The following is a 25,648-nucleotide window of genomic DNA, read 5'->3' on the forward strand; positions in this document are numbered from 1 at the left end:
ATCAGCTGTACTTCTCGAATCCCATGTCTCGAGCGACCTCGCGGAAGCACTGCCGGCAGAGGTTGATGTCGTACTTCCCGACTAACCCCTGCTCGCGGCCGCACCGCCGGCAGTCGTGCTGCTGGCCGGTGCGTTTCGCCGCGTGCTCGCCCGTCTCGTTGTTCGCTTCGCTCATTCCGTTACCTCAACGTCGAAGTGCGTTTCGAGGAACGCGACGGCGTCCTCGGCGGTCATCCGGTGGTTCGACGGGATCGAGCGGGTCACCTTGTCGCGCTTGGCGACGCGGTACCCCGGCCGGACGATCGTCGTCGTCACGTCGAGCCCGTAGATGCCGATGTTCGGGTCGTACTCCTGGCTCGGGAAGTCGGTGTGGTCTTCGACCCCGAAGCTCAGGTTCCCCGTGTCATCGAACTGGCTCGCCGAGACGTCGACGAGGTCCAGTGCGGTCTCGAGGAACGTGTGGGCGTCCTCGCCGCGCAGCGTCACCTTGACGCCGATCGGGTCGCCCTTGCGGATCCCGAACTCGGCGATGGTGCGCTTGGAGGTGGTCCGGACCGACTGCTGGCCCGTGATTTCCTCGATGATGTTCTCGGCGTCCGCGAGCGGCTCACCGCCCTGACCGACGCCCATGTGGACGACGACCTTCTCCAGGTACGGCTCGCGCATCTCGTGGGACGCGCTCTCGGCGTCACTCATCGTCCTCACCCGCCTCGTCGGCGTCGGCGGACTCCGCCGCCGCGTCCTCGTCGCCGGTGAAGTTCTCGTCGATGACGACGACGTACTCCTCGACCGTCTCGTAGCCGTCCTCGTCGTCGTCGACGACGACCGTGTTGGAACCGGAGCCGAGCGTGACGTCGATCGTCTCGATCTCGCCGATCCGACCGGCGTGCTGGCCGGTGGTAGCGGTGACGAGCGCGCCCTCCTCGTACTCGAAGTGGGCGACGACGTCCTTGGACTCGTTGTCGATGACGATCGAGTCCTTGGTGTCGTACTCGGTGCCGGCGTCCACGCGGACGTTCGTCCCGTCGTGAAGCGTCAGCTGGGCGTCCCCGCCGGGGACGACCGTCTTGTTCGTCACCTTCCCGAGTCGACTGCTCGCGGACTCCTCGTCGACGGGCGTCAGCGCGAGCCGACCCCCCTCGTCGGGGAAGACGCGGAAGAACTCCCCGCGGACGGGGAACGCCAGGATGTCGAACATCCCGATCGGACGCTGCTCGTCCGACACCGCGTCCCCGTTCACGAGAACCGAGTCGTTGTTCAGCGCGTAGCGCGCCTCCTTCGTCGAGTCGACGTAGCCGAGCACGTCCCGCAGCAGGACGACGAGCGGGACGCCAGCCTCGCCGTGCGGGCCTGCGCCGGCCTTCACGGTGAACGTCTGGGTCTTCCGCTCGACCGGCCAGGAGTTCGGTACCGCCAGTCGTTTCTGATGTCGCGTCATTCGTTGTCCTCCTGGAGCCGCGCCTCGCGGCGGTCGTCCGAGAGGTCCAGATCCGTCACGCGGACGTTGCTCGCCGGGATCGGACGGGGAGCCTCTTCCCCGTCCGCCCGCTCGACGGTGACGTCCTCGACGGTGATCCGCTCGGCGGAGAGATCCACCGAGAGGACCTCCGCTTCGGTCCCCGCGGCGTCGCCGCGGAGCACCTCGACGGTGTCGCCCGCGTTGACGCGGACGCTCCGCTGGCCGTACTCCTCGCGGAGCTCGGGCGTGAGCGGGGATCGGACCTTCCGTTGCCGCTCGTGAAGCGACGCGGTCTCCGACTGTTTTCGTTGTTTGCGTGGCTGTTTCGTCATGGTTACACGATCATCGTCGCGGTGGACGCGATGCTCCCGTAGCGCTCGGCGACCTCGCGGGCGACGGGACCTTTGATCTCCGTGCCCCGCGGCTCGTCGAGGTCGTCGATGATCACGGCCGCGTTGTCCTCGAACTTCACGCGCGTGCCGTCGGGACGGCGGATCGACTTGCGCTGGCGGACGACGACCGCCTCCAGCACCTGCCGCCGCATCTCGGGCGTCCCCTTGGTGACCGAGACGGTCACCTTGTCGCCGATACCTGCCTTCGGGTGGCGGTTCTTCGTGCCGGAGTAGCCGGCGACGGAGATCACCTTCAGCTCGCGCGCGCCGGTGTTGTCGGCGCACGTGATGAGAGAGCCCTTCGAGAGGCCCTGCGTGACGTCGGCTTTGAGCGCCTCCATCACTGATCACCCGACAGGTTCTCGACGACGACGTGTGATTTCGTCTTCGAGAGCGGTCGCGTCTCCGCGATCGTCACTTCGTCACCTTCCTCGAGCGGCTCGAGCACGCCCGGCACGTGTGCCGGGATGCGCGAGCGACGCTTCATGTACCGGTCGTATTTCGGTACGAACACGTCGTATTCTCGCTCGACGATGACGGTCTTTTCCATATCCGTCGACACGACCGTCCCCTCTCGGAGCTGGCCGCGGACGGGAAGCTGCCCGTAGAACGGGCACTTCTCGTAGTCGTAATCCTCCGGGTCGTCTGGCTCCGGAGGCATGGGTACGTCGATTCCTATCGCCATTGTGAGACACCTCGTTCGGTGCGTTCGGCGGGCCGGTCCCGCAGCCGCGTGCCATCCACCGTTACGTAGACCGCGTCTTTGCACTCGCCTCGCCGGCTCGCCGCGTCGGTGTTCGGCACACCGGCCGCGGACGGGCCGGACTGACGGGGGCGGACCCCCGCAGTATCCGACCCGAGTTGGGACGCGGACCCCGACGACTGGCCGTCGTCGGCGGCTTCATCTGTGCGTGCGGTCGCCTCCTCGACGACCGCGAACTCCAGCGTCGTGCCCGACTTGGGCACGCGCCTGTCCGTCGCGTTCTCCCCCGATCCCGTCCGCACCACGAGGGTGTTTTCGGTCTCGTACAGCACCCGACCCGCGATCCCGACGTGGGCGTCGCTGTCGGCGTCGGCCACCCGAACCGGGAGGCCGACGAGTTCGTGCCGTACGAGCGTTTCGGGGGAGATCATGGGTCGGTTACTCGTCGTCGAAGTCGCCTTCTTCCGCCTGGATCGTCTTGATCCGGGCGATCGTCTTCTTCAGCTCGTTCACGCGGCCGGGGCTCTCGGGCATCCCGCCGGCCGCCTGCTGTGCCTTCGTGTTGAGGAGCTCGGTCTCGAGCTCCTCGAGTTCGACCTCCCGCTCGGCCGCGGTCATGTCGCGGATCTCGTCGGTGTAGAGGATCGCCATTTACTCGTCCTCCTCGGCTTCCTCGTCGGCCTCTTCCATCTCGGCGACCAGGTCGGCCGCCTCCGATTCGATCTCCTCGTCGAGCTCGTCGAGCTCATCCGGTTCATCGTCGACGTCACCGGTCTCGACCGGCTCCTCCGCGGGGGCGTCCGTCGCCTCCGTCGCGGTCTCGCCCGTCTCCTCGACGACCTCCTCGACGATCTCCTCGTCGATGACGTCTGCCGGGTCGTCGTCAGGCACGTCGACGTCGTCGTCGTCGGCCCCTGCGTCCGGGACCTCCTCGGGCTCCTCCTCTAAGAGTGCCTCGACACCCTCGTCGCCGGCCGCGTCGGCCTGGTCGACCTCCGGGACCTCGGCGTCCTCGCGGACGTCGAAGTCGTCGGGCAGCTTCGCGCCCGGCGGGATGATCTTGACGTTGACGCCGATGGTGCCGAGCTTCATCACCGCGACGCCTTGGCCGTGGTCGACGACCTCCTGGGCGGGCTCGCCGTTGTGCTTGATGTAGCCGCGGTTGAACTTCTCGACGCGCGAGCGCGCCCCGGTGACCTTTCCGGAGAGGACGATCTCGGCGCCGAGCGCGCCCGCGTCCATGATCCGGTCGATCGTGGTGTGGCCCGCCTTCCGGAAGTACCAGCCGCGCTCGAGCGCGTTCGCGAGCCGGTCCGCGACGATCTGAGCGTTCAGGTCGGGCTCGTCGACCTCCTGAACGTCGATCTGCGGGTCGTCCATGTCGAAGCGGTCCTCGAGCTCGGTGGTGATCTTGCGGATGTTCTTCCCGCCCTTCCCGATCACCATGCCGGGCTTTTCCGCCTTCAGGACGATCTGCGTGCCCATCGGTGTCTTGGCGACGTCCATGCCGCCGTAGCCGGCTCGGCCGAGCTCGTCCGCGAAGAACTCGTTGATCTGTGAACGGCGAAGGCCGTCCTCGATGAATTGGTGTTCGTCAGCCATTAGTTCTCAGCCTCCGGCTCCTCGATGATCAGTTCGACGTCCGCGAGCGTGGTGTTCCACTGGGTCGCCCCCGCGGCGCGCGGGTTCCGACCGGGTCGCTCGCCCACCTTGTGGGGCGCGACGTGTTTGATCACCATCTCCTCGCCGTCGAACCCCTGCTCGTCGGCGTTGTGCTTGACGTTCTCCAGGAGCTTCAGGAAGTCCTTGGCGGCCTTCGCGGGGTACCGACCCGCGTCCCAGCCGTCGATGTCGGATCGGTGGCCCGCGCCGGCGTTGTGCTGGCGCATCGGCACCGAGGTCTCCTCGTCGATGACTTCCCGGAGGAACTCCTCTGCGTCGGCGACCGTCTCGCCTTTGATCTCCCTGGAGATCTCCTTGCTGTCCTTCACGCTGATGGGCCGGTCGCGGAGCATCCCCTTGGCGGTGGTCTCCGGGTCGGCCTCGACGCTGTAGTTGATTCCCATGGGTTACTTGAGGGGCACGAACTTCGAGGACCGGGTCGCGCCGATGCCGGCCTGACCGTGTTCGACGGTGCTTCGGGTCTGATGGAACTCGCCCAGGTAGTGGCCGATCATCTCGGGTTCGACCTGGACGCGCTCGAAGCTGTGTCCGTTGTACACGGAGAACGTGACGCCGACGAACTCCGGAAGGATCGGCATGTCGCGCAGATGCGTCCGGATCGGGTCGTCGGCGGTCGTCTCCTTGTCACGGCTTCGAGCCTTCTCGAGAAGCTTCTCCTTCTCGACGCTCAGCCCTCGCGTGATGCTTCGCCGCAGTCGTGCGGGGAGCAGTTCCGCGACCTCCTCTACGTCCATCTCCTGCAGCTCGTCGAGCGAGTGACCGCGGTAGGCGAACTCCTCGCCCTCGCGGCCGGTGCGGTATTCGGAACTCATTTGTTGCTACCTCGTCCGGTCCGTTTGGATGCGATGTCCCCGACCTTGCGTCCCGGCGGGGCGTCCCGCGAGACCGACTTCGGCTGGCCGGGGTGTTGGCGACCGCCCCCGCCGAAGGGGTGGTCGACGGCGTTCATCGCGACGCCGCGTACGCGCGGGTATTTGGTCCCGCGCGCCTTCATCTTGTGGTGTTTGTTGCCGGCCTTGACGAACGGCTTCTCCGTCCGCCCGCCGCCAGCGACCACGCCGATCGTGGCGCGGCACTGCGGGTCGAGCCGCTTCACTTCCCCGCTCGGAAGCTGGACGACCGCGACGTCGCGGTCGTGGGTGAGAAGCGTCGCCGAGACGCCCGAGGCGCGGGCGAACTTCCCGCCGTCGCCGCGGTTGCTCTCGACGTTACAGACGGGGACCCCCTCGGGGATCTCCGCCAGCGGGAGCGTGTTGCCCGGCTTGATCTCCGCCGAGACGCCCACCTGGATCGTCTCGCCCACGCGCACGCCCTCCGGCGCGAGCACGAGCCGCCGGTCGTCGTCGTCGAACTCGACCTCCGCGAGCGGCGCGGAACGCGCCGGGTCGTGTTCGATCCCGACGATCTCGCCGGTGATCAGGTCGGTGTCCTCGAGCGTCTTGTGCGACAGTTCCGCCTTGTAGCGGTGGGAGGGGGCCCGGAACGTCGGGCCGCCGCGTCCTCGCCGCTGTCCTTGGATTCGTCGTCCCATCGTCAGAACACCCCGATCCGGGAGGCGACGTCGGTCGCGTCGTCCTCCTCGGAGAGCGTGACGGTCGCCTTCTTCTTGCCTTTCGACGTCACCTGCGTGTTCACGTCGGTGACGGTGACGTCGTACCGCTCGGAGACCTCGTCGCGGATCGCCGGTTTCGTCGCGTCGACGTCGACCAAGAACAGCAGCTTGTTCTTGAAGTCCATCTCGTTCATGGCCTGCTCGGTCACGAGCGGGTGTTCGATGAGCGAGCTCATCGGTCGGCCACCTCCTCGATCGCCGACTCGGTCCACAGCGTGAGCCGACCCGGGTGCGTGCCGGGCGCGAGGTCCTCTGCGTTGACCTCGCCGGCGGTCGCGACGTCGACGCCCGCGAGGTTGCGGGCGGCGCGCGACGGTTCCTCGCTCGTGACGACGAGCACGGACTTCGGCTGGCTGTACTTGCGACCGCGGGTCTTCCCGCGGCCGGCTCGGACGGAGCGACCCTCGTCGGCGCGCTCGACGTCGGCGTCGACGCCGACGGCCTCGAGGACGCCCAGGGCCTCCTGAGTCTTCTCGAGGTCCTCGAACTCGTCGCTCACGACGAGCGGGAGGTCCAGGTCGTCGTCGAACGCGTGACCGCGCTCGGCGACGAGCTCGGCGTCGGCGGTGGCCGCGATGGCCGACTGAACCGCGAGCTGGCGCTCCTTGTCGTTCAGTTTCTTCGTCTGGTCCTTCTCGGCCTTCGGGGGGTGCGCGGCGCGGCCCGACACCGCGTGCGGGACGCGGCGGGCGACGTTCTCGGAGCGCGGGACGTGAGCGAGCCCGCGCCCGGAGCCGAACGACTCCGCGGGGGTTCGCAGTCCGGCGAACTCGTCGGCCCCGTAGGCCTGTTTCCGGTTAGCCTGTGCGGCGCTGACCGCCCGACCGATGAGGTCCGGTCGGAACGCGGTCTCGAAGATCGCCGGCAGCTCGACGCTGCCCGCGTCCCCGCCGTCCAGGTCGTGTACTGTTGCGTTCATGGATTATCCCTGGTTGGATGCGGTGGATACGTACCGGACCTCGGGGTCGAGGCGCGGCTGGTCGTTCGGCCGGATGGCCGGGCGGAAGCGAAGCAGGCGCTTGTCCGGCCCCGGCAGCGAGCCCTTGATGAGCGCGTACTCGCCGTCGACCTCGCCGTAGTTGACGAAGCCGCCGTCGACGGAGGCGTCGTCGCCCTCGCCGAAGTCGATGAGGCGCTTGTTGAGCTCGGTGCGCTGGTGGTAGCCGGTCTGGCCCTGCTGGGGGACGGTGGAGCGCACGCGGGAGGGGTTCCACGGACCGAGGTTGCCGATCCGACGCCGCCATCCCTGGCGGGCGTGTTTGCCCTTCCGCTTTTGAACGCCCCAGCGCTTGACGGGACCCTGCGTCCCCTTCCCCTTCGTGACGCCGGAGACGTCGGTGTACTGTCCGGCGCGGAAGACGTCGCCGAACTCGTGGGCACCGCCGTCCGCGACGAGCTCGAGCGCGAAGTCGGCGCGCTCCTCGAGGGAGCCGCCGCCGACGCGCGTCTCCATCACGTCGGGCTCCTTCTTCGGCACGTTCGCGAGCTCCGAGGGGTTCGTGTGGGTGATGACGCGGACGTCATCGACCACGTCGTCCTCGAGCAGTTCCTCGAGTTCCGTTCGGTCCTCCTCGAAGGTGTCTTCGGCCGGCAGGTCGAGCGCGCGGTCGAGCTCCTCGTGGAACTCGGTCGCCCAGACCTCGGCAACCGGCTTCTGTCCGTACGGCGTGTTCTCGTAGGCTCGCACGGCGACGGCGTGCATCGGCGGCGTCTCCACCACCGTGACGGGGACGGACTCCTCCATCCCCTCACGCGGCGAGTCCGCCTCGTCGTTGACCATCATGACGTGGGTCATCCCGGCCTTGTAGCCGGCGAAGCCCTGCAGTGCGGGCGCTCCGTCGTCGTCTGGCCACGAGCGGATGCGCGGTACCTCGCTGTCCGCGCGGGTGCGTGGGCCGTAGCCCAGCGAGCCTTTTCGTGGTCGGCTTGGTTGTGGCATGTGTTTACTCCGTGAGTGTGAGCGAGCCGAGGGTCGCGAACAGAGCCTCCTCCGTTCGGACTACCCCGCTGCCCTGTGCCGGGATCGTGTTCAGCCAGAGGTCGAACCCCGGATCGGGTTCGACTCGGCGGCCGTCGGCGACGGCCGCCCGAACGTCCTCGGGCGAGAGCCCGAGCATCTCCGGAAGCCCCCGTTCCGGCGCGCCGAAGGCGACGGTGTATCCGCCGGCCTCCCGCGCGTCGACGACGAGTTCGCCGAGCCGCGAGACGGAGAGTTCCTCCCCGTGTCGCGACGTGGCGACGGCGACGTCGTCGCCGGCGAGCGCTTCCGATAGGTCCGCACCCACGACCTGGAAGCCGACCTCGGGCTTCCCGGTGATGCGGGCGCGGACCGGTTCTCTCGAAGAGACCCTGATGGTGACGCGCTCCCCCCGCTCGACCTCAATTCCGGAGGGGACGAGCAGAGAGATCGGGTGTTCCTCCAGCGAGGAATTGACCCGGACGCGGCCTTCAGGTCCGACCTCGGTCACGAGTCCCTGTGTTGTCGACTCGTCCCCGTTCGGGGGCGAGCCGGTCCGCCACGGCACGCGAAGCGGCGGCAGCACGCCGACGTACCGGAGTTCCTCGCGTTCGCCCCAGAGGTCCTTTCGGAGCTCCGGGGGCGTCGCGGCGTACCCCAGCACGGCACGGACGTACTCCCCGCCCCGGTCCCGTTCGCCCTCCCGGTCGGGGAAGACGACGAGCCGGTCCGCCCGGAACACCGCCGCCGCACGGGCGACGTAGCCGAGTTTGCGAGTCGCCTCGCGATCGTCCTCGGCTTCCCGGACGACCGAAGACGGAACACAGATCGTGAGTCCGTCTTCGGTGCGCATCGTGGCGAGACTGTACTCCTGATTCCGGACGACGGAGTAAAAGGATAGCGGTCCGGTTTCGGGATTGTGGGGCGTTCACACGGGTCTATCCGGGCGATCCGGGAGTGACCGCCGCCCTAGTCGAACCCGCTCACCAGCGTGACGACCCACTGCGCGGGGTCGCGCTCCGCGCGCACCTCCACGCGAGTCACCCACTTCACCCACTGGAACCCTCGACGACCGGGCGCGACGAGACGCGCGGGCGCGCCGTGGCCGTGAGAGATCCGGTCACCGCCGACGCGGGTCGCGAGCAGGGCGTCCTCGGCCTCCGCGAGCGGGAGCGTCCACCGGTACCCCGTGACGGAGACGAACCGGACGTACGCCGGCTCTCGACCGTCGGAGACTCCGTCGTCCTCCGTCCCGTCGCTTCCCTTCGCCCCGTCGCCTCCTCCTACCTCGTCGTCCCCCTCCGCCCGGCCGCTCCCCTCCGCCCCGCCGGCCGCCGCGATCAGGTCGCCGACCCGCACGCCGCCCCACTCTTGAACCGTGTACCAGCCGCTCGTACAGTCGAGCAGGGCCGAGGTCTCATCGCCGCCGACGTGCTCGAGGTCGTCCGCGGCGAACTCCCGCGGCTCCGCGACGAGCCCCGTCACCGAGAGCCGGTAGCTCGCCCGGTCGATCGGGTCCGGGTCGTCGGCGACCCAGGAGGTGACCGGAACCGCGCCGTTCCCCTCTCCCTGGCGCGGCTGTGACCCGGTGAACCGGCGGTCCACGCCGGGTGTCGAGAGCAGCCGGTTCGCGCCCTGCTGGAGCCGGTAGACGATCGCGCCCGCGATCAACAGTAATCCGTACCGGATCGCGGTCCGCCGCCCCTCGAAATCGACTCGCCTCGGCGGCCGGAACCGGCTCGCGGCGTGGGCGGCGACGAGGGGGACGAGCGCCAGCCCGAAGCCGACGTGGACGGAAAGCAGCGTCCAGTAGGAGAGCCGGACGTCGAGCCCGAACACCCAGACGACCCCCGTCGAGACCGTTCCGACCGCGGCGACAAGCGTCAGGACCGAGAGGGCGGTCGACCGCCGCCACAGCGTCCGGTCGGTCAGGCGGTGTCCCACCCGGGCGAGCTTCCAGCCGAGGAGGACGACGATCGCGAGCCCGAGCGCGCGGTGGAGCCAGAAGACCGGCCAGCCGGCGGGGGTCCCGACGGTGAAGGAGACCAGTCCGGTGACCGTCTCCGCCAGGACGACGACGAGGAGCGACCAGTCGACGATCCGCGGCGGCGGCTCGAGGCGGTCGAGGGCTCCCGAGAGCGTGCCACGAACCCCCATGGGATCTCCTCGGTGCGAGAGCGACATAGGGCTGACGGGGGGTTACGGACTGCGGGATTCCGGATCCCGGTCCCCGCTGGGCTCACTCCTCGAGCAGGTATCGGAACGCCTGGAGGTGGTTCTCACCGCTCTCCGTGACCGAGACGTACTGGTACTTGGAGTGTTCCTCGATCTCGATGAACCCGCGGCTTTCGAGGGGATCGACGATCCGCGCGTTGAGCCGTCGGTAGTAGCCCCGGTCGGGGTTCTGGACGCCCTCCGCGTCGTACCGCTCCACGAACGGGAGCCCCTCGCGGCGGCCGTACTCGATGAGCTCCCGCTTCGTGACGGACCCCTCGCGGTCGACGTGATCGAGGACCGCGACGTGTTCGCGCTTCGGCTCCTCGATGTGGTACTTCGGGAGCGTCTCCGGCGGCTCCGCGCCCGAGGCGACCGGTCGCTCCTCGCCGCCCGCGTACGTCTCCGCGCGCACGTAGTACGGCACGGCCCCCGTCGCCATACACGCGATCATCCCGCCGATCGCGGTCACCTTCGAGCCGGACGCGAGGTTGACGTAGACGCTGTGTTCGCGGAAGCGGTTGGCCACCTCCGCGATCGTCCCCAGCGAGCTGTACAGATCGAAGATGTCACACTCGATCGTCTCCGTCCGGATCCCGGCGTCCCGGATCCGCTCTCTGACCTCCTCGTGATAGGACGGCCGATCGACCCCCTCGTCGTCGGGGTTCGGCTCTAAGAAGAGCGCCTCGTCGGCGTCGGCGTCGACGACCGGCTCCACGATGCGGTCCTTCTCGTACCCGAGCGGGACGACGTGGATCCGCCTCGGTGCGTCCAGTTTCGCCATGTTCGCGAATACGGGCCGTAGATATTGATTGTTGTGTCGGTACAGTCGATTATGACGTTTGTGACGTCATAATACCTATCCGACCGCACCTCGTCGCTTCAGAGAGATGCTCGTTTCAACGAGAGAGAACGGTCAACCGATCGAGTGGTCTCTCCCCGACCGAGGTCTCTCCCCCGCCGTCGTCGCCCTCGTCGTCGAACACGTCTCGTCGCGCCGATCGTTCGCCACTGGTCTCGGACGATGACGCTCGAACAACTCTCCCCGCCGCCGGCGGAGTCCGACTCCGACCGGGACCGCCGGACGACCACGCTCGAGGAGTCCGACGGCCTCCTCGAGGTCCTCGCGTCGGCGACTGCCCGCGAGGTGATCGCCGTCGTCCGCGAGTCGCCCTCGACGCCCTCCGAGATCGCCGACGAACTCGACGTCTCGCTTCAGGCGGTCACCTACCACCTGCGCCGGCTCCAGCGCGTCGACCTCATCACGCCCGTCAGGGTGCGATATTCGACGAAGGGACGCGAGATGAACATCTACGACCTGTCGACCGAGTCGGTGACGATCGATCTCGCGGGGCCGGGAATGTGACAGGTTTAAGTGTCTCACCGGCGGAGCGTCTACCGCGAAGCACGCACCGGTAGTGTAGTGGTATCACGCAACCTTGCCATGGTTGCAACCCGAGTTCAAATCTCGGCCGGTGCATCTTCTCGCTGCGCTCGAAGATCCACCGGCCTGACTCCCGCTCGTTTCACTCGCGGGAGTCTCGGCCGGTGCTTTCGTGAACCAAGTGGTCGAAATCACCGAGAAGTTCGACGCTATCGACCGCTTTCGATCGGCAGCACCGATACAAAACTCGTGGCTCCGTTGGAATCCTCCGTAGACGATATGTCATAATCCGGCCGTGGTCAGTATAGACGAGGAAGTGAGCGATCGCCGAAGCGGTGGCGCGCCTCCGAGTGCCCCGCAGGGGCACGAGGAGCCCGCGAGGGACGCGGTGAGCACTCGAAGAGTGCGAACCGCGAGGCTGGGGAGGTGTGAGGTGCGGGGCCGTGCGGGGTGGGACTCAAAGGGGCAGTCGCGAGGACGAAGCCCGGCGAAGCAAGCACCGCAGTGAAGGAGCGACAGCGACTGAGCGAGGAGCGCAGCGAGCCGCGCGAGTCCTCGTGGCTGGGGCTTTGGACGTGTTCACCGCGCCAGCAACTACTCCCTTCTTCTCACCTCGATCACTTACGAAACACCCGCCATATAAGCGCTCTTCAGCGACCGGCTGGTTCAGTCCGAATTCTATCTGAAAAAGGGGAGCTCAACGGAGCCAAACTCGCCGACGCTATCCGACGACGAACTCCGGAGCGAGGACGATGGCGACGAGCAGACACAGCAGTACGAGGATCGCGGCCAGCCGCAACACGCCGGCCGCGAGGCGTCGATCCTTCGGAAGCGACTCCGCGACTCCCGCCAAGACGGCCCCGAGGGCCATGACGAGCAGCCAGTCGCTCGAGCCGGCGTTACTGGTGACCCCGGAGTAGGCGTACAGTCCCAGGAACGTGATCGCTCCCGCGAACTGGACGAGCGCGTTGGTCCGGCCGGACGGTTCGCTGAACACGAGGTCGGAGAGGACGGAGGGCATCGTGCGTGTCTCTTCTTCGAGACACAAATAACGGCCGTCCGGATCTGATCCGATCTCGATCCGATACCGATCCGCGGGCGACGGCGAGACGACCGCCTCCGAAGGTCCACCCGAACCGCAACCGCACAGCACCGCGCCTCACGCCTCCCCAGCCTCGCCGCGTCGGCGTTCGCGAACGCCGACGCGGGCTCCCTCGCGCGGTCGGTTCGCGCCCGTTGGGCGCTCACCGGCGCACGCCGACCGTATCGGCGGTGTGAACTCGGCGGTGGGGACGACTCCGCTGGTCCCACCACGGCCCGTCGTTCACCACGGCCCGTCGTAGTTCACGCGCGGGCGGTCGACGTCGACGCCCAACTCCCGCAGCGTCGCGGTCGCGTTCTCGACCGGCGCGGGCGCGGGGCGGTCGAGCGCGTCGGTCGTCACCTCGGCGAAGCGGACCCGCCAGTCGCCGTCGATCACGACCGTCGCCCGTCGCGGGATGTCGGCGTGCCCCTCCCACGACTCCGCGAGCAGGTCGTAGGAGTCGGCGACCCCGCCGTGGAAGTCCGAGACGACCGGGAACGGGAGATCGAAGCGGTCGACGTACGCGAACCCCGCGTACAGCGAGTCGCCGGTGAGCGCGACGACGGCCAAGTCCTCCCGGCCGTGCCACCCGGCGTCCCGGACCGCGGCGAACGCCGCGGTGGTCGTCGGGACGAAGCTCGCCGGCGCGAACGCGAGGACGACCGCGCGGTGCGACTCCACGAGCCGGTACAACGCGAGTTCGGTCGCCCGTCCGTCCGCGACCGCCGGCGCGGCGAAGTCGGGGGCCTTGACGCCAATGTCGATCATCGTTCGTCCACGGTCGCGTGCGGGACGGATAAGATCACGTCCGCGGGCGACGTTTCGAACGGGACGAACACACAGCGGCTACGTATCGAACGTCAACGACAGGTCGGCGTTGCCCTGGAGACCGAACATCGAGACGCCGGCCCCGCCGGTGACGCTCCACTCCCGAAGACTGGTGTGCGAGGAGACCAGGCTCCACAGCCGCGACGATATCGACGAGAGGGTGTTCTTGACCCACCCGAACACGCTCTTGATCTTGCTCGAGATCGATCCGGCGAACGACGACCGAAGCGTCTCGAACCGCTGGTCGACCAACTGTACCGTCCACATCACCTCAGCAACTGGATCGTCCGTCTCCTCCACGGGATCCCCGTCCTTCTCTTCGTCGTCGCTTGCTATCGGCCTGCCGTGTTCCGTCGGCTCGAAAACGGCTACCGCTCCCGAGAGAAGATGTAACGACTCCACGAACTCGCGAGCGGCTTCCCAGGACTCGTGCCTGCTACCGGTGGGTTCACTCCGTTCAATTCCAAGGCTGGTTTCAGCGCCGGTTTCGCCGCGCTCGAACACGCCCTCACCGAGCGTGAACTCTTCGTCGATCGATCCTTCGTCCGTACGGTACTGCGTGAACCTCGTATCGTCGCGCACCGATTCGGGAAACACGCCGACAATGGAACTGATCTCCTTGCGCGTCTCGTCGACGAAGGCTCCCCGGTACTCCTCTCGAATCTCTCGTTGCCATTTGTTCACGTCCTCCATCATAACGGGATCGTTGGGCTCGGACTCTATAACCGTACCTGCCTTACAGTACCGTCCCGTGTTTCTTCTCGGGGAGGTCCTTCTCGACGTCCGCGTAGAAGTCGAACCGGGCGGCGAGTTGTGCGCGGAGGTCCGAGGGCGGGACGATCTCGTCGATGACAACCTCGCTCGCCATCCGGTGGACGTCGATCTCCTCGCGATACTCCTCGCGGAGGCGCTCCTCCTCCGCGGCCCGCTCCTCGGGGTCGTCGATCTCGGCCAGTTTGCGGGCGTACACCGCGTTGATCGCGGCCTCCGGCCCCATGATCGCGATCTCGCCGGAGGGCAGCCCGATGGTGCTCTCGGGGTCGTAGGCGGGCCCGCCCATCGCGTAGATCCCCGCGCCGTACGCCTTCCGGACCACGACGGTCTGTTTCGGGACCGTCGCCGACGACGTGGCGTAGATCAGCTTCTTTCCCTTCTCCAGAATGCCGTCCTTCTCCACCTGCGAACCGGCCATGAACCCCGGGGTGTCACAGAGGTATAAGAGGGGAATCTCGTAGGCGTCACACGTCCAGACGAACTCCGCGGCCTTCTCGGCGGCGTCGGGGAAGATCGCGCCCGAGCGCTCCGTCGGCTGGTTGGCGACGACGCCGACGGGCCGGCCGTCGATCCGGCAGAACGCGGTGAGTATCTCGGGTCCGTACCCCGACTTCAGCTCGAAGACGGACTCCGCGTCCGCGATCCGGTCGAGGAGGTCGCGCACGTCGTACGGGCGGGTCGGCGACTCGGGGATCAGCTCGTCGATCCCCTCGGGCGAGTATTTGGGCGGCTTCGGATCGGCGCGCGGCGGCTTCTCGCCGGCCCGGTTCGGCAGATAGGCGATCAGGTCGGCGACGAGCTCGCGAGCGTGCTCCTCGTCGCGGGCGACGAGGTCCGCGGAGCCGGAGTGTTCGGCGTGGATCCGGGGACCGCCGAGGTCGGCGAGGTCTATCTCCTCGCCGGTGACCATCTCCACCATCCGCGGCGAGGCGATCGCCATCGCGGACATGTCCTCGACCATCACGGTGAAGTCGGCGAAGACGGGGGTGTAGGCCGCCCCGGCGATACACGGTCCGTAGAGCACGCATATCTGCGGGACCGCGCCCGACAGCATCGAGTGGTTGTAGTAGTACTTCCCGATCCCCTCGCGGTTGGCGAAGAAGCCGGACTGTCGGTCGATCCGCCCGCCCGAGGAGTCCATCAGGTAGAGGACGGGGTTGCCCGTCTTCAGCGCGCGTTGCTGCATCCGGAGGAACTTCTCGACGCCCTTCGCCGCCATCGACCCCGCCTTCACCGTGAAGTCGTTGGCCATGAAGTGGACGTCTCGTCCCTCGAACTCGGCACCTCCGGTAATGAGCCCGTCGGCGGGGAGGCGGTCGGCATCGTCGTCGCGGTCGGCATTGCCCCCCTCGTCGTCCTCGACGTCTTCCCTGCCGCTCCGACCGGCCGCATTCGGGTGCCAGTCGTCGAAGGCGGCGAACGTCCCGTCCTCGAAGCGGATCCCCGCAGGGCCGTCGCCGGACGCGTCGGCGCCCCCCGAATCCGCGTCGCCCGCGCCGCGCGTTCCCCCCTCCCCGCCGAACCAGAGGTCGAGGCGGTCGCGCACGAACAGCTTTCCCTGCTCTTCGAGTCGCTCGCGGTACTTCGCGGGGCCGCCCTCCCGGACGTCCTCGATCTCCGCTCGGAGGTCCCGCTCGCGGTCGGTGGGGCCGAGGTCGTCCTCGAGGGGGTAGGCCGTCTCCGGAGGGTCCGCGCTCGCCGCGGGCTCCTCGCTCTCCCCGACGTGGACGTCGACCCTGACGCCGAGGTGCGCCGCGAGCGACCGGGCGATCGCCTCGGCCTCCTCGGGCGTCGCCGCCGACCCGACGCGGACCTTCATGCCGGGTGAACTCCCGGACGGTCCTAAACTGTTTTCCATGAGAAACGCGCTCGCTGGAGGCTCCGTTGCCGTCTCCGCTTGACAATCCTTAAGCCGGCGACACGGCTACCTCGCCGCAATGAGAGTCGTCGTTTCCATCGGCGGGAGCGTGCTCGCGCCGGAGCTCGATCCCGAACGTGTCGCCGCCTACGCCGACGCGGTCGAGCGGCTGACGGCGGAGGGGTGTGAGATCGGTGCCGTCGTCGGCGGCGGCGGGGTCGCCCGCGAGTACATCACGACCGCCCGCGAGCTCGGCGGCAACGAGGTCGAACTCGACGAACTCGGCATCGGTACCACGCGGCTCAACGCCCGCCTGCTGATCGCCGCGCTCGGCGACGCGGCCGCGCCCGCGCCGGCGACGGGGTACGACGAGGCCGCCGCCGCGTTCCGCCGGGGCGAGGTCCCCGTGATGGGCGGGATAACGCCCGGACAGACGACCGACACGGTGGCGGTCGCGCTCGCGGAGTCCGTCGACGCCGACCTGCTCGTGTTCGCGACGAGCGCCGACGGCGTCTACGACGTCGACCCGAACCGCCACGACGACGCGACCCGGTTCGAGTCGCTGTCGCCAGCGGAACTGGTCGACGTGGTGCTCCCGATGAGCCGGGACGCCGGCTCGTCCGCGCCCGTCGACCTGCTTGCGGCGAAGCTGATCGACCGCGCCGGGATCCGCTCGGTCGTCCTCGACGGCACCGACCCCGACGCGGTCGTCGACGCGGTCCTCCGCGGCGAACACACCGGAACGAACGTGACCCCCGAGGGGAGCACCGAACCGGCGGCCTGGAGCGCGGAACGATGACCGACGACGCTGCCGGGGACGACGATTCCGGAGACCCCGACCGCGACGACTCCCCACACATCCTCTCCGAGCAGGCGACGGGAGCCGAGGACGGGACCTCGGGGAACGACGAGTTCCACGCCTTCTGGGCCGACGTCGTCGCCGACGAGATCGAGGCGCGCGACCCCGACGACCCGATCGTGATCAAGGGGGGCGTCTCTCCCTCCGGCGTCGCCCACGTCGGCAACGTCAACGAGGTTATGCGCGGCTACTTCGTCGCCGAGGTGCTCCGCGACCGCGGCCACGAGGTCCGTCAGCTGTTCACCTCCGACGACAAGGACCCGCTCCGGAAGCTCCCGCGGAAGCTGGCGAACGCCGACGGGGAGATCGTCGGGCTCGGCGACGTCGACGCGGGCGCGCTCGGGCGCAACCTCGGGAAGCCGTACACCGCGATCCCGGACCCCTTCGGCGAGCGCGAGTCGTACGCGGCCCACTTCGCGGCGCTGCTCTCCGCCGACGCCGAGCGCCTCGGCGTCCCCGTCGAGATGGTCTCGAACACGGATCTGTACGCGGACGGGAGCTTCGACGACGCGGTCCGGACCGTCCTCTCCGACCTCGAAACGGTCCGCAAGACGCTCGGGAAGTACCAGGACAAGGTCGACGGCGAGTACGTCCCGTTCAACCCGGTCTGTGCGGCGTGCGGGAAGGTCACCGAGACGGTGACCGCGGTCGATCTCGAGGGGGGCACGGTCGAGTACGCGTGTACGGACCTGGAGGTCGGCGACGACGTCATCGAGGGCTGCGGCCACGAGGGGACCGCCACGTTCCGGGAGGGGAAGCTGCCGTGGCGGCTCGAGTGGCCCGCGCAGTGGGACGTCCTCGACGTCGACTTCGAGCCGTTCGGCAAGGACCACGCCGAGGGGTCGTGGCCCTCCGGCGTCGACCTCGCGCGGACCGTCTTCGGCATCGAGCCGCCGGTGCCGATGGTGTACGAGTGGTTCACGCTCGGCGGGGAGGCGCTCTCCTCGTCGGCGGGCAACGTCGTCACGGTGCCCGAACTGCTCGAGATACTCGAGCCCGAGGTGGTCCGCTACTTCTTCGCGCTCCACCCGAAGAAGGCGCGGGACCTCGACCTCAAGCGGATCGACCTCCTCGTCGACCGCTTCGACCGCTTCGAGCGGGCGTACTTCGGCGAGGTCGACGACGAGGAGCTGACCCGGTTCGCCGAGCGCGCGTACCCGTTCGTGATGGGATGGGAGTCCGGCCATCCGGCCACCGGCGCCGACCGCCCGGACGACGCCGATCCAGCCGACCGCGTCCGGTTCCCGTACACCTTCGCCGCGGTCCTCGGCATGGTCGAGGACGAGGGGTTGCGCGAGCAACTCGCGCGCGACGAGGGACACGTCGACGACGACACCCCCGAGTGGGCGGTCCGGGAGGCGCTGTCGCGCGTCGAGCGAGCGCGGACGTGGGCCGAGCGCACCGACAACGAGTACAACTACCGGCTCCAGACCGATCTCCCGGCCGTCGACCTCGAGGACGACGTGGCCGCGGCGCTCGACGCCCTCGCCGACTTCGTCGCCGCGGGCCACGACGGCGAGGCGATCCAGGCGGAGATGTACGAGACCGCCCGCGACAACGACGTCGAGGTCGCCGACTTCTTCGAGGCGGGCTACCGGCTCTTCTTCGACCAGCCGCAGGGTCCACGGCTCGGCGAGTTTCTCGGCGAGTTGGAACGGGAATTCGTCGTCTCGAGGCTCCGGCGGGAGGCGTGAATGTCCGAGGACCGTTCTCTCGACGACTTCGCCTCCGCCGAGACCGACGAGGACGCCTCGGCCGACGGGGACGATCCCACTGAGGACGACTCGGACGAGCACGGTCTCGCCGACGTCGAGCCCGCCGAGTCGACGTCGACGTGGTCGGCGGACGGGGCCGACTGCGACCGCTGTGGCGCGACGGTCGAGCGGCGCTGGCGCGACGGCGACGGTCTCGTCTGCGCCGACTGCGCGGAGTGGTAGCCGTTCGTTTCCGCGGTCTCTGGGATCCGTCACCCGAAAAACGGGCGTTCGGTCCATCGGTTTTCCGAATCGTTCCGCCACGGTGAACACTTAATACACGTCGGATCGACCCGTTAGTTACGGACGATATGCGGTGGGGTTAAGTGATATATAAATGAAATCAGATCCGGATCGGCTCCTCGATCGGTCGCCCCGCGCCGTCGCCGGCCTGTACCTCCTCTTCGGCGCGGCGTGCGCGGTCGCGGTCGACGTCGCCGTCGGGACGCTCTCGGGCTCCGCGGCCCCGTTCTCGCCCGCCCGGCTCGCGGGCAGTCTGGCGCTCGTCGGGGCATCCTCGGTTTTCGTCTACGGCGCGGTGCGTCACCACTCCCGTCGGACCGTCACCGCTCGCGAGGAGTTGGAGACCTCGAACCAACAGCTCCAGGTGTTGAGCCGGGTGTTCAGACACAACGTCCGGAACGACCTCAACGTCGTTCAGGGGTACGCCGATCTGCTCGAACGGCGTCTGGACGACGAACGCAGCCGCGAGTGCCTGGCGACGATCCGCGAGACCACGGAGGACATGGTCGAGATAAGCGAGAAGCTCCGAGTCATCGAGGACGCCTCGCCCGGCCCCGTCGAGGATCGCGTCGATCTCGTGACGGTCGTCCGTGAGGTGATCGAGGAACTGGACGACGACCGGAACGACGTGGACCTCTCTCTCGATCTCCCGGAGCACGCGTGGATACACGCCGACGACTCGGTGAGCTACCCGGTTCGAGAGGTGTTCGAGAACGCGATCTCCCACAACGACGAACCGGGTCGCCGAGTCCTCGCACGCGTCGAGACGGAGGGAACGACGACCCGGCTCGAGGTCCACGACAACGGACCGGGGATCCCCGAGGACGAGCGAGCGGTGCTCCGAGCAGAGGAGGAGACGCCGCTCTCACACGCCAGCAGCATCGGGCTGTGGCTCGTCAAGTGGATGTGCGAGCTTCAGGACGGCACGGTACGGTTCGACGCCACCGACGACGGAACCACCGTTCTGCTCCGGTTCCGGGCGGCAGAGAGGCCGACGGACGGATAGATCGAGACCGCGATCGTCACTCGAGTTCGGTGATGGTGACCGCGTACACCGCCCCGCAGTTGCCGCATTCGACGTGAACCCCACGGCTCGCCTGCCCTCGAGTGAACTCGGATATCTCCTCGGAACACGAGCACTCGAACTGGACTTTCATTGTACGATCAAGACACTATTCGTATTTAAAATACAGTGATCGATTCTCCGCGGTGATATTCGCGTGTACGAGTCCGGAACACGGCGGGTCGACGCTCCGGTCGTCCGTGCGATCCCCGGGGAGTTCACCGAGATAGGCGGTTCCCGGACGACAGAGAAGCTGTCTATGACTGCTTCTCGATGTTCTCGACGACGGCGTCGGCGAACTCGCTCGTCGCGAGCTTCTCGCCGCCCTCGATCTGTCGGTGGAGGTCGTAGGTGACCTTCCCGGAGGAGATGGTCTCCTCGACGGCGTCACGCACGAGGTCCGCGGCGTCCGACCAGCCGAGGTAATCGAGCATCTCGCGGCCGGAGAGGATCATCGCGGTCGGGTTGACCTTGTCCTCGCCGGCGTACTTGGGCGCGGAACCGTGGACAGGCTCGGCGAGCGCGCGACCGTGGCCGTAGTTGACGCCGGGCGCGATGCCCAGACCGCCGATCTGCGCGCCGGCGGCGTCGGACATGTAGTCCCCGTTGAGGTTCATCGTCGCGATGACGGAGTAGTCGCTCGTCCGGGTGAGAAGCTGCTGGAGCATGTTGTCCGCGATGCGGTCCTTGACGACGACCGTGTCCTCGGGCTGCTCGCCGTCGTACTCCTCCCAGAGCTCGTCCTCGGTGATGAACTCGTCGCCGTACTCCTCCTCGACGACCTCGTAGCCCCAGTCACGGAACTGCGCCTCGGTGAACTTCATGATGTTCCCCTTGTGGACGAGCGTGACGGAGTCACGGTCGTTCGCGAGCGCGTAGTCGAGCGCCTCGCGGATCAGGCGCTTGGAGGCGAACTCGGAGATGGGCTTCACGCCGATCCCGATGGGACCGTCGTGGAGCACGTCCTCGACGCCCATGTCGTCTTCCAGGAAGTCGCGGACCTGCTCGACCTCGTCGGTGCCGGCCTCCCACTCGATGCCGGCGTACACGTCCTCGGTGTTCTCCCGGAAGGTGATCATGTCCATCGCCCCGGGATTCTTCACGGGCGACGGGACGCCGTCGAGGTGGTAGGTCGGTCGGACGTTCGCGTACAGGTCGAGCGTCTGGCGGAGCGCGACGTTCAGCGAGCGGAAGCCGGAGCCGACCGGCGTCGTCATCGGGCCCTTGATCGCGACGCGGAACTCGCGGATCGCGTTCACGGTGTCCTCGGGGAGGTTCTCGTCGTACTTCTCGCGGGCGCTCTCGCCGCCGTACACGCGCATCCACGCGATGGAATGGCCGGTCGCCTCGGCGGCGGCGTCGAGCACCTGCTGGGCGGCCGGGCCGACGTCGGTTCCGATTCCGTCTCCGTGAAGGATCGGAATGATCGGGTTCTCGGGAACGTCCAGTTCGCCAGTCTCCTCGTCGGCGAGAGTAATGCGCTCCCCGTCGTCGGGGACTTCGATCTTCTCGTAGCTCATGTCGGTCGAGGTTTCTCAGACCGCCGTAAAGTGCCTGCCGCTTTCCACGCGACCGTGTTCGGGAAGGGAGTTCACTCGGGGTACACTCGAACGTCGCTCTTCCGTACCCATCGGTAGCGACGACCGCCCCACACGAACGTCCGGCGAGCGTACGCGTACGCCATCAACGCCGGCATCGCGATCGCGACCGGGCCCGCGAGCAGGAACGTCGGTCGGCGGAGCCCCGCCCACGCGTAGGTCGCCCCGGAAAACAGGGTCACGAACCCGATCCCGATGATCGGCGCCGCGAGACACAGCGTCGAGAACGCAACCGCGAGCCCGACGTTGACCACGCTCGCACGAGGCGCGTGGTACCGCACGATCCACAGGAAGCGGACGAACCGCTCCAGCGACGCTCGGATCGACCCGCCGGCGGGCACGATCCGCATCCGTTTCACCGGTTTCACCTCGAGGTGATCGGAGAGGGTCCCGTCGTCGCTGACGGTTCGCCGGAGGTCGTCGAGGAACGCGGTCTGATCGAGATCGTCGTGCTCGAAGACGACCGCGCCGCCCCACGCGATCCCGCCGGCGGCGACCGCGAGCGTTCCGCCGACGAGGTAGGCTGGCTCGAGCAGGACTCCGAGCGGATCGCGACCGACGAAGACCGGAAGCTCCGTGGTCGGCCCCTGCCGCTCGTAGTCGGCGTGAAGCTCGGCGAGCCACCCCGGTGGATGCCGGAAGTCGTCGTCGGTCCAAACGATCCGGTCGCCCTCGGCCGCCTCCATCCCCGCGGCTATCGCGTTCGCCTTGCCCGAACACCCTTCGGGCTCGCCGGCGAGCACGACCCGAACTCCCTCGGCCGTCTCGCCTCGTCGGTCGGCGACCGGATCGTCGGCGTCGTCCGCGATCACGAGGAGTTCGTCCTCCTCCCCCAGCATCGCGGCGACCTCCTCGCAGGCGTCGGTCCAGCGAACCGTCGGCAGGAGCACGGAGGTCGGCGGCGGGTCGGTCACGCCAGCCGGTTCGACCGCGGGGTACAAAAATCGGGCGTCGGTCCGGGGGCTCCGGACCGTCGCTCCCGCGTTCCGTCCGCCCCGCCGCTTTCCGGAGCCTTATGGGGTCGCCCTCGGAGGGTCGACCATGCGCGTGATACTCCACGGCGGCGCGGGCGGCGCTCCGGACGAACCCGAACCCAGACAGGCGGTCCTCGACGAGGCGGCCGAGGCCGGCGCGGCCGCGTCGACCCCGCTCGACGCGGTCGAAGCCGGGATCCGCGTCCTCGAGTCGAACCCACGGTTCAACGCAGGCGTCGGCGGCGCGGTCCAGTCCGACGGGGTCGTTCGCACGGACGCGGGTGCGATGACCTCCGATCGCGCGGTGGGCGCGGTCTGTTCGATGCCCGGCGTCGAACACGCCATCTCCGCCGCTCGGGTCGTCATGGAGGAGACGCCGCACGTCTTCGTCTCCGGCGAGCACGCGGTCGACCTCGCCGCGGACTTCGGCGTCGAGACCGGCGTCGACCTCCTGACCGACGAGAAGCGCGAGCGCTACGAGGCCGAGGCCCCGCCGGAGGGGACCCCGAGCGAGCACCTCGAGTGGCTGGAGACGCGGTTCGGGTCGGGATCGGATCAGGCGGGCGGTTCGGCGAGCGGCGAGCGGTCCGAGCGCGACGCCCCCGATCACGACACCGTCGGCGCCGTGGCGACCGACGGCGAGACGTTCGCGGCGGCGACGTCGACCGGCGGGCGGTCGTTCGCGCTCGCGGGGCGCGTCGGCGACGTCCCGCAGGTCGGTTCGGGCTTCTTCTGTACGGACGCCGGCGGCGCGAGCGCGACGGGAGCCGGCGAGGACATCGCGCGGGTCACGCTCACGCGCCGAGCGGTCGACTTGCTCGAGGAGGGTCTCGGCGCCGAGGCCGCGGCCGACCGGGCGATGGCGGAGTTCGAGGACGTTACCGGCTCGCGAGCGGGCGTGATCGTCTGTGGCGACGAGGAGATCGGTGGCGCGTTCAACACCGAGGCGATGCAGACGAGCGTCGCTTCGAGCGAGTGAGCGCGCCGGCCCTGCGACTTCCGTACTCCCGCTCGCTTCGGTCGGCGGCGAGGAGCGCGCGCCGTTTCGGTCAGTCGTCGGCGGGAGCGGGGTCGGCGGCGAGCGTGTCGTGTGCGTCGAGCAGGCCGACCGTCGCCAGCCGGATGGCGTGGGGCCACCCGAGCGGCGTGGCGCTGTCGGGCGTCCCGTCGTCGAAGAACTGCTCGGGGAGGTAGCCGGTCGGTTCACAGAGCGGGCCGTCCGGCGAGACGAGCCCGAGCAGCTCGCGGGCGCGCTCGGCGAACCGCTCGGCCCGCGGGTCGTCGCGGGCGTCGAGCAGCGCCGCGAGTTCTCCGCAGGCGTGAGCGCCCCACGCGGTCGAGACCGTCCACACCTTCTCGACCGGCTGGTCGCCGCGCCGCCAGCCGTCGCCCTCGTAACGGAACAGTCCCGATATCTCGTCGGTCTCGCGGGTCAGCCCGTCGACGACGCGCTCGACGTGTGAGACCAGCCGGTCGAGCCGCTCGTCGTCGACCGCGCCGCGTCCGTCGGCCTCTCCGTCCTCGATCGCGTCGTACGCGCGGTGCGCGCTCGCGAGCGCGAGCGTCGCTGAGTCGAGCCGGTCGTCGAGGTCGCCGTGGACCGTCTCGCGGAGCGCGTACCGGCCGCGGTCGGGGAGCCAGAGGTCGTCGAGCGCGTCGTACACCTCGCGGGCGCGGTCGCGGGCGTGGACGGCGGGATCGTCGCCGAACCGGTCGGCGTCGTCTTCCAGTCCCCGGCCGTGGCGCGCCAGCGCGCCGTACGCCTCGAGGAACGTCGCGGTCGTGTGCGTGAACCGGCCGACCGAGTCCTCCCAGGCGTTCTGACAGGCCACCGGGCGGCCGTCGTCGGCGAGCGTCGAGTCGAGGCTCGCCAGCGCGTCGACGAGCGTCGCGTCGAGCCCGTCGACCTCGACTCCCGCCCCTCTCGCCCGCGCGAGGAAGGCGATGACGCTGCCGGTCTGGTCGGCCTGGTAGTCCACGTCGGGGCCGTCCTCGATGCGCGCGTTCGCCCAGCCGGGCGCGAGCGCGCCGTTCCGCGGCCAGACGCGGTGCGGCCAGGAGCCGTCGGGTCGCTGGGTCTCGACGTACATCTCGGCCGAGCGGACGTGCCAGTCGTCGAGCTCCAGCCCGAGCCGGTCGTCGGACTCGAGGAGGAACGTCGAGATCTCGGCGTCGTCGCGGAACCAGGTGTAGCCGTATCCGCCCGAGTGCTGGTAGTGCGGGTCGAAGTCCGGCCCGGCTATCCGGAGTCCGGTCTCGGCCGACAGCAGCGACAGCACCCGCAGGTCCGCGACGACCGATCCGCGTTCCGGGACCGAGGCGGGCACGGCGGGCGTCGTGTCGGCGGCCGCGGCCGTCAGCGCCTCCCGAGAGTCGAGCTCAGCGAACAGCGCGTCGAGGCGGCTCCGGGCCGCTTCCCGGGGCGTTTCCAAGCCGTCCGAAAGCAGCGTTCCGAGGGTCGCCGCGCCGTCCTCGAAGGGAGCCTCGACGACGACCTCCCCGGAGAGCCGCTCCTCGTCGTAGCGGGCGGCGTCGCGGTCGCGCGGGAGGTCCATCGGCGCGTCGTCGAGCACCTCGGGGAACGTGGGCGGGAGCTGGCCGCGGAGATCGTCGAGGCCGGTGGCGCTCGCGAGGAAGTCGTGTTCGTCGGCGTGATACACCTCGACCGCGTCGTCGTAGCGGAGCTGTCCGACCCGCTCGTCGCGCCCGTCCGGGGCGAACGCCGCGTACGCGACGAGCGCGAAGTCGTCGGCGTCGAGGTCGGCGTCCGAGGCGGGTTCGACGACCGCGCGCGTGAGGTGCGCGTCGTCGACGGCGAGGTCGTACCGGCGCACGGTCGCGCGGTCGGTCTCGTGGACCGTCTCGACGAGCGGCGTGTCGTCGACGTAACGCTGCCGTGAGCGGTCGGCCTCGAACCAGGTCACGTCGCCGTCGACGGCGAGGCCGAACCGCGAGCGGGTGAGCCCGCTCTTCCCGGTAAGCGGGTAGCCGAAGTCGCGGAGTCCGCCGTCGGGCGCGACGTGGACGAGCCGGCCGTCGCCGCCCGTGAACCGCCCCTCGACGGTGCGCCGCTCGCCCGCGAAGAGCCGCCCGTGGCCCGCGTGTCGCTTGTAGTCGTCGAGCGCGTCGCGTAGTTGCATTGGTCGCGGGAACGTGTCGAACGGGGATGAACCTTTGGTGAAATTATCAATCACGATTTTTCGTGTCGG

Annotated in this window: 32 protein-coding genes and 1 tRNA gene; 7 read left to right on the top strand and 26 right to left on the bottom strand. The window is 68.8% G+C overall.

Annotated features, from left to right (window positions below):
• Position 1: 1 nt before the first annotated feature.
• The 18 genes from FN829_RS11660 to FN829_RS11745 all read right to left on the bottom strand — a co-directional run bounded on the left by FN829_RS11660 (position 2) and on the right by FN829_RS11745 (position 10,804).
• Positions 2–175 carry a 30S ribosomal protein S14 gene (locus FN829_RS11660; protein ID WP_142987148.1) on the bottom strand — a complete coding sequence of 58 codons (174 nt, stop codon included), beginning with the start codon at positions 173–175 and terminating at the stop codon, positions 2–4.
• A complete protein-coding gene (locus FN829_RS11665; protein WP_142987149.1) occupies positions 172–696 on the bottom strand; it encodes a 50S ribosomal protein L5 in 525 nt (174 codons plus the stop codon). Before FN829_RS11665 ends, FN829_RS11660 begins: the two co-directional genes overlap by 4 nt.
• Positions 689–1,438, bottom strand: coding sequence for a 30S ribosomal protein S4e (locus FN829_RS11670; protein WP_142987150.1), 750 nt, complete (start codon positions 1,436–1,438; stop codon positions 689–691). The genes FN829_RS11665 and FN829_RS11670 overlap by 8 nt, the downstream gene beginning before the upstream one ends.
• Positions 1,435–1,791: a 50S ribosomal protein L24 gene (gene rplX, locus FN829_RS11675; protein ID WP_142987151.1), complete on the bottom strand. Its 357-nt coding sequence runs from the start codon at positions 1,789–1,791 to the stop codon at positions 1,435–1,437. The genes FN829_RS11670 and rplX overlap by 4 nt, the downstream gene beginning before the upstream one ends.
• A gap of 2 nt (positions 1,792–1,793) precedes the next feature.
• Positions 1,794–2,192: a 50S ribosomal protein L14 gene (locus FN829_RS11680; protein ID WP_122106333.1), complete on the bottom strand. Its 399-nt coding sequence runs from the start codon at positions 2,190–2,192 to the stop codon at positions 1,794–1,796.
• Positions 2,192–2,536, bottom strand: coding sequence for a 30S ribosomal protein S17 (locus FN829_RS11685; protein WP_142987152.1), 345 nt, complete (start codon positions 2,534–2,536; stop codon positions 2,192–2,194). Before FN829_RS11685 ends, FN829_RS11680 begins: the two co-directional genes overlap by 1 nt.
• Positions 2,527–2,985, bottom strand: a complete 459-nt coding sequence (locus FN829_RS11690; protein WP_142987153.1) for a ribonuclease P protein component 1 — start codon at positions 2,983–2,985, stop codon at positions 2,527–2,529. The genes FN829_RS11685 and FN829_RS11690 overlap by 10 nt, the downstream gene beginning before the upstream one ends.
• A gap of 7 nt (positions 2,986–2,992) precedes the next feature.
• Positions 2,993–3,205, bottom strand: coding sequence for a 50S ribosomal protein L29 (gene rpmC / locus FN829_RS11695; protein ID WP_066413526.1), 213 nt, complete (start codon positions 3,203–3,205; stop codon positions 2,993–2,995).
• Positions 3,206–4,156: a 30S ribosomal protein S3 gene (locus FN829_RS11700; protein WP_142987154.1), complete on the bottom strand. Its 951-nt coding sequence runs from the start codon at positions 4,154–4,156 to the stop codon at positions 3,206–3,208.
• A complete protein-coding gene (locus FN829_RS11705) occupies positions 4,156–4,620 on the bottom strand; it encodes a 50S ribosomal protein L22 (RefSeq protein ID WP_142987155.1) in 465 nt (154 codons plus the stop codon). Before FN829_RS11705 ends, FN829_RS11700 begins: the two co-directional genes overlap by 1 nt.
• A gap of 3 nt (positions 4,621–4,623) precedes the next feature.
• Complete coding sequence (locus FN829_RS11710; protein WP_142987156.1) at positions 4,624–5,049, bottom strand: 30S ribosomal protein S19; 426 nt, start codon at positions 5,047–5,049, stop codon at positions 4,624–4,626.
• A complete protein-coding gene (locus FN829_RS11715; protein ID WP_094531044.1) occupies positions 5,046–5,768 on the bottom strand; it encodes a 50S ribosomal protein L2 in 723 nt (240 codons plus the stop codon). The genes FN829_RS11710 and FN829_RS11715 overlap by 4 nt, the downstream gene beginning before the upstream one ends.
• A 2-nt stretch (positions 5,769–5,770) precedes the next feature.
• The gene (locus tag FN829_RS11720) at positions 5,771–6,025 is read right to left on the bottom strand and encodes a 50S ribosomal protein L23 (protein ID WP_142987157.1); all 255 of its coding nucleotides are present in this window, start codon (positions 6,023–6,025) and stop codon (positions 5,771–5,773) included.
• Positions 6,022–6,768 (bottom strand): 50S ribosomal protein L4, encoded by a 747-nt coding sequence (gene rpl4p / locus FN829_RS11725; RefSeq protein WP_142987158.1) that lies wholly within the window; start codon positions 6,766–6,768, stop codon positions 6,022–6,024. The genes FN829_RS11720 and rpl4p overlap by 4 nt, the downstream gene beginning before the upstream one ends.
• Before the next feature lie 3 nt (positions 6,769–6,771).
• Complete coding sequence (locus FN829_RS11730; protein WP_142987159.1) at positions 6,772–7,788, bottom strand: 50S ribosomal protein L3; 1,017 nt, start codon at positions 7,786–7,788, stop codon at positions 6,772–6,774.
• Positions 7,789–7,792: 4 nt separating this feature from the next.
• The gene (locus FN829_RS11735) at positions 7,793–8,659 is read right to left on the bottom strand and encodes a putative RNA uridine N3 methyltransferase (RefSeq protein ID WP_142987160.1); all 867 of its coding nucleotides are present in this window, start codon (positions 8,657–8,659) and stop codon (positions 7,793–7,795) included.
• Positions 8,660–8,775: 116 nt separating this feature from the next.
• Entirely contained in the window at positions 8,776–9,963 is a 1,188-nt protein-coding gene (locus FN829_RS11740; RefSeq protein ID WP_142987161.1) for a molybdopterin-dependent oxidoreductase, read from the bottom strand.
• A gap of 82 nt (positions 9,964–10,045) precedes the next feature.
• A complete protein-coding gene (locus FN829_RS11745) occupies positions 10,046–10,804 on the bottom strand; it encodes an HFX_2341 family transcriptional regulator domain-containing protein (RefSeq protein WP_142987162.1) in 759 nt (252 codons plus the stop codon).
• 240 nt (positions 10,805–11,044) lie between these two features.
• On the opposite strand from FN829_RS11745, the gene FN829_RS11750 reads away from it, so the two are divergent.
• Together FN829_RS11750 and FN829_RS11755 are read left to right on the top strand one after the other, a co-directional pair.
• The gene (locus FN829_RS11750) at positions 11,045–11,386 is read left to right on the top strand and encodes an ArsR/SmtB family transcription factor (protein WP_142987163.1); all 342 of its coding nucleotides are present in this window, start codon (positions 11,045–11,047) and stop codon (positions 11,384–11,386) included.
• Positions 11,387–11,429: 43 nt separating this feature from the next.
• Positions 11,430–11,500, top strand: a tRNA-Gly gene (locus FN829_RS11755).
• A 625-nt stretch (positions 11,501–12,125) separates the two neighbouring features.
• Here FN829_RS11755 and FN829_RS11760 read toward each other — a convergent pair.
• From FN829_RS11760 to FN829_RS11775, 4 genes are all read right to left on the bottom strand, one after another.
• The gene (locus FN829_RS11760; RefSeq protein ID WP_142987164.1) at positions 12,126–12,425 is read right to left on the bottom strand and encodes a hypothetical protein; all 300 of its coding nucleotides are present in this window, start codon (positions 12,423–12,425) and stop codon (positions 12,126–12,128) included.
• A 303-nt stretch (positions 12,426–12,728) separates the two neighbouring features.
• On the bottom strand, positions 12,729–13,256 hold the full coding sequence (locus FN829_RS11765; protein WP_142987165.1) for a redoxin domain-containing protein: 528 nt from the start codon (positions 13,254–13,256) through the stop codon (positions 12,729–12,731).
• 78 nt (positions 13,257–13,334) lie between these two features.
• Entirely contained in the window at positions 13,335–14,009 is a 675-nt protein-coding gene (locus FN829_RS11770) for a hypothetical protein (protein ID WP_142987166.1), read from the bottom strand.
• 43 nt (positions 14,010–14,052) lie between these two features.
• Positions 14,053–15,909, bottom strand: a complete 1,857-nt coding sequence (locus FN829_RS11775; protein ID WP_142987167.1) for an acyl-CoA carboxylase subunit beta — start codon at positions 15,907–15,909, stop codon at positions 14,053–14,055.
• Between the two features lie 118 nt (positions 15,910–16,027).
• Between FN829_RS11775 and pyrH the strand changes: the two genes are divergently transcribed.
• From pyrH to FN829_RS11795, 4 genes are all read left to right on the top strand, one after another.
• Positions 16,028–16,747, top strand: coding sequence for a UMP kinase (gene pyrH, locus FN829_RS11780; RefSeq protein ID WP_142987168.1), 720 nt, complete (start codon positions 16,028–16,030; stop codon positions 16,745–16,747).
• A complete protein-coding gene (lysS, locus tag FN829_RS11785) occupies positions 16,744–18,501 on the top strand; it encodes a lysine--tRNA ligase (protein ID WP_142987169.1) in 1,758 nt (585 codons plus the stop codon). Before pyrH ends, lysS begins: the two co-directional genes overlap by 4 nt.
• On the top strand, positions 18,502–18,744 hold the full coding sequence (locus FN829_RS11790) for a DUF7573 domain-containing protein (protein WP_142987170.1): 243 nt from the start codon (positions 18,502–18,504) through the stop codon (positions 18,742–18,744).
• 154 nt (positions 18,745–18,898) lie between these two features.
• Positions 18,899–19,810 carry a sensor histidine kinase gene (locus FN829_RS11795; protein ID WP_142987171.1) on the top strand — a complete coding sequence of 304 codons (912 nt, stop codon included), beginning with the start codon at positions 18,899–18,901 and terminating at the stop codon, positions 19,808–19,810.
• 16 nt (positions 19,811–19,826) lie between these two features.
• Here the strand turns inward: FN829_RS11795 and FN829_RS16380 are convergent, their stop codons facing one another.
• From FN829_RS16380 to FN829_RS11805, 3 genes are all read right to left on the bottom strand, one after another.
• Entirely contained in the window at positions 19,827–19,961 is a 135-nt protein-coding gene (locus tag FN829_RS16380) for a hypothetical protein (protein WP_262488571.1), read from the bottom strand.
• 163 nt (positions 19,962–20,124) lie between these two features.
• Positions 20,125–21,387 carry an isocitrate dehydrogenase (NADP(+)) gene (gene icd, locus FN829_RS11800; RefSeq protein ID WP_142987172.1) on the bottom strand — a complete coding sequence of 421 codons (1,263 nt, stop codon included), beginning with the start codon at positions 21,385–21,387 and terminating at the stop codon, positions 20,125–20,127.
• Between the two features lie 71 nt (positions 21,388–21,458).
• On the bottom strand, positions 21,459–22,379 hold the full coding sequence (locus FN829_RS11805) for a glycosyltransferase family 2 protein (RefSeq protein ID WP_246066524.1): 921 nt from the start codon (positions 22,377–22,379) through the stop codon (positions 21,459–21,461).
• A 127-nt stretch (positions 22,380–22,506) separates the two neighbouring features.
• Between FN829_RS11805 and FN829_RS11810 the strand changes: the two genes are divergently transcribed.
• Positions 22,507–23,418 carry an isoaspartyl peptidase/L-asparaginase gene (locus FN829_RS11810; protein ID WP_142987173.1) on the top strand — a complete coding sequence of 304 codons (912 nt, stop codon included), beginning with the start codon at positions 22,507–22,509 and terminating at the stop codon, positions 23,416–23,418.
• Between the two features lie 70 nt (positions 23,419–23,488).
• Here FN829_RS11810 and FN829_RS11815 read toward each other — a convergent pair whose 3' ends face one another.
• A complete protein-coding gene (locus FN829_RS11815; RefSeq protein ID WP_142987174.1) occupies positions 23,489–25,579 on the bottom strand; it encodes a glycoside hydrolase family 15 protein in 2,091 nt (696 codons plus the stop codon).
• Positions 25,580–25,648 lie beyond the last annotated feature (69 nt).

The sequence above is a fragment of the Halorubrum cibi genome, assembly GCF_900182635.1.
Taxonomy (GTDB): Archaea; Halobacteriota; Halobacteria; order Halobacteriales; family Haloferacaceae; genus Halorubrum; species Halorubrum cibi.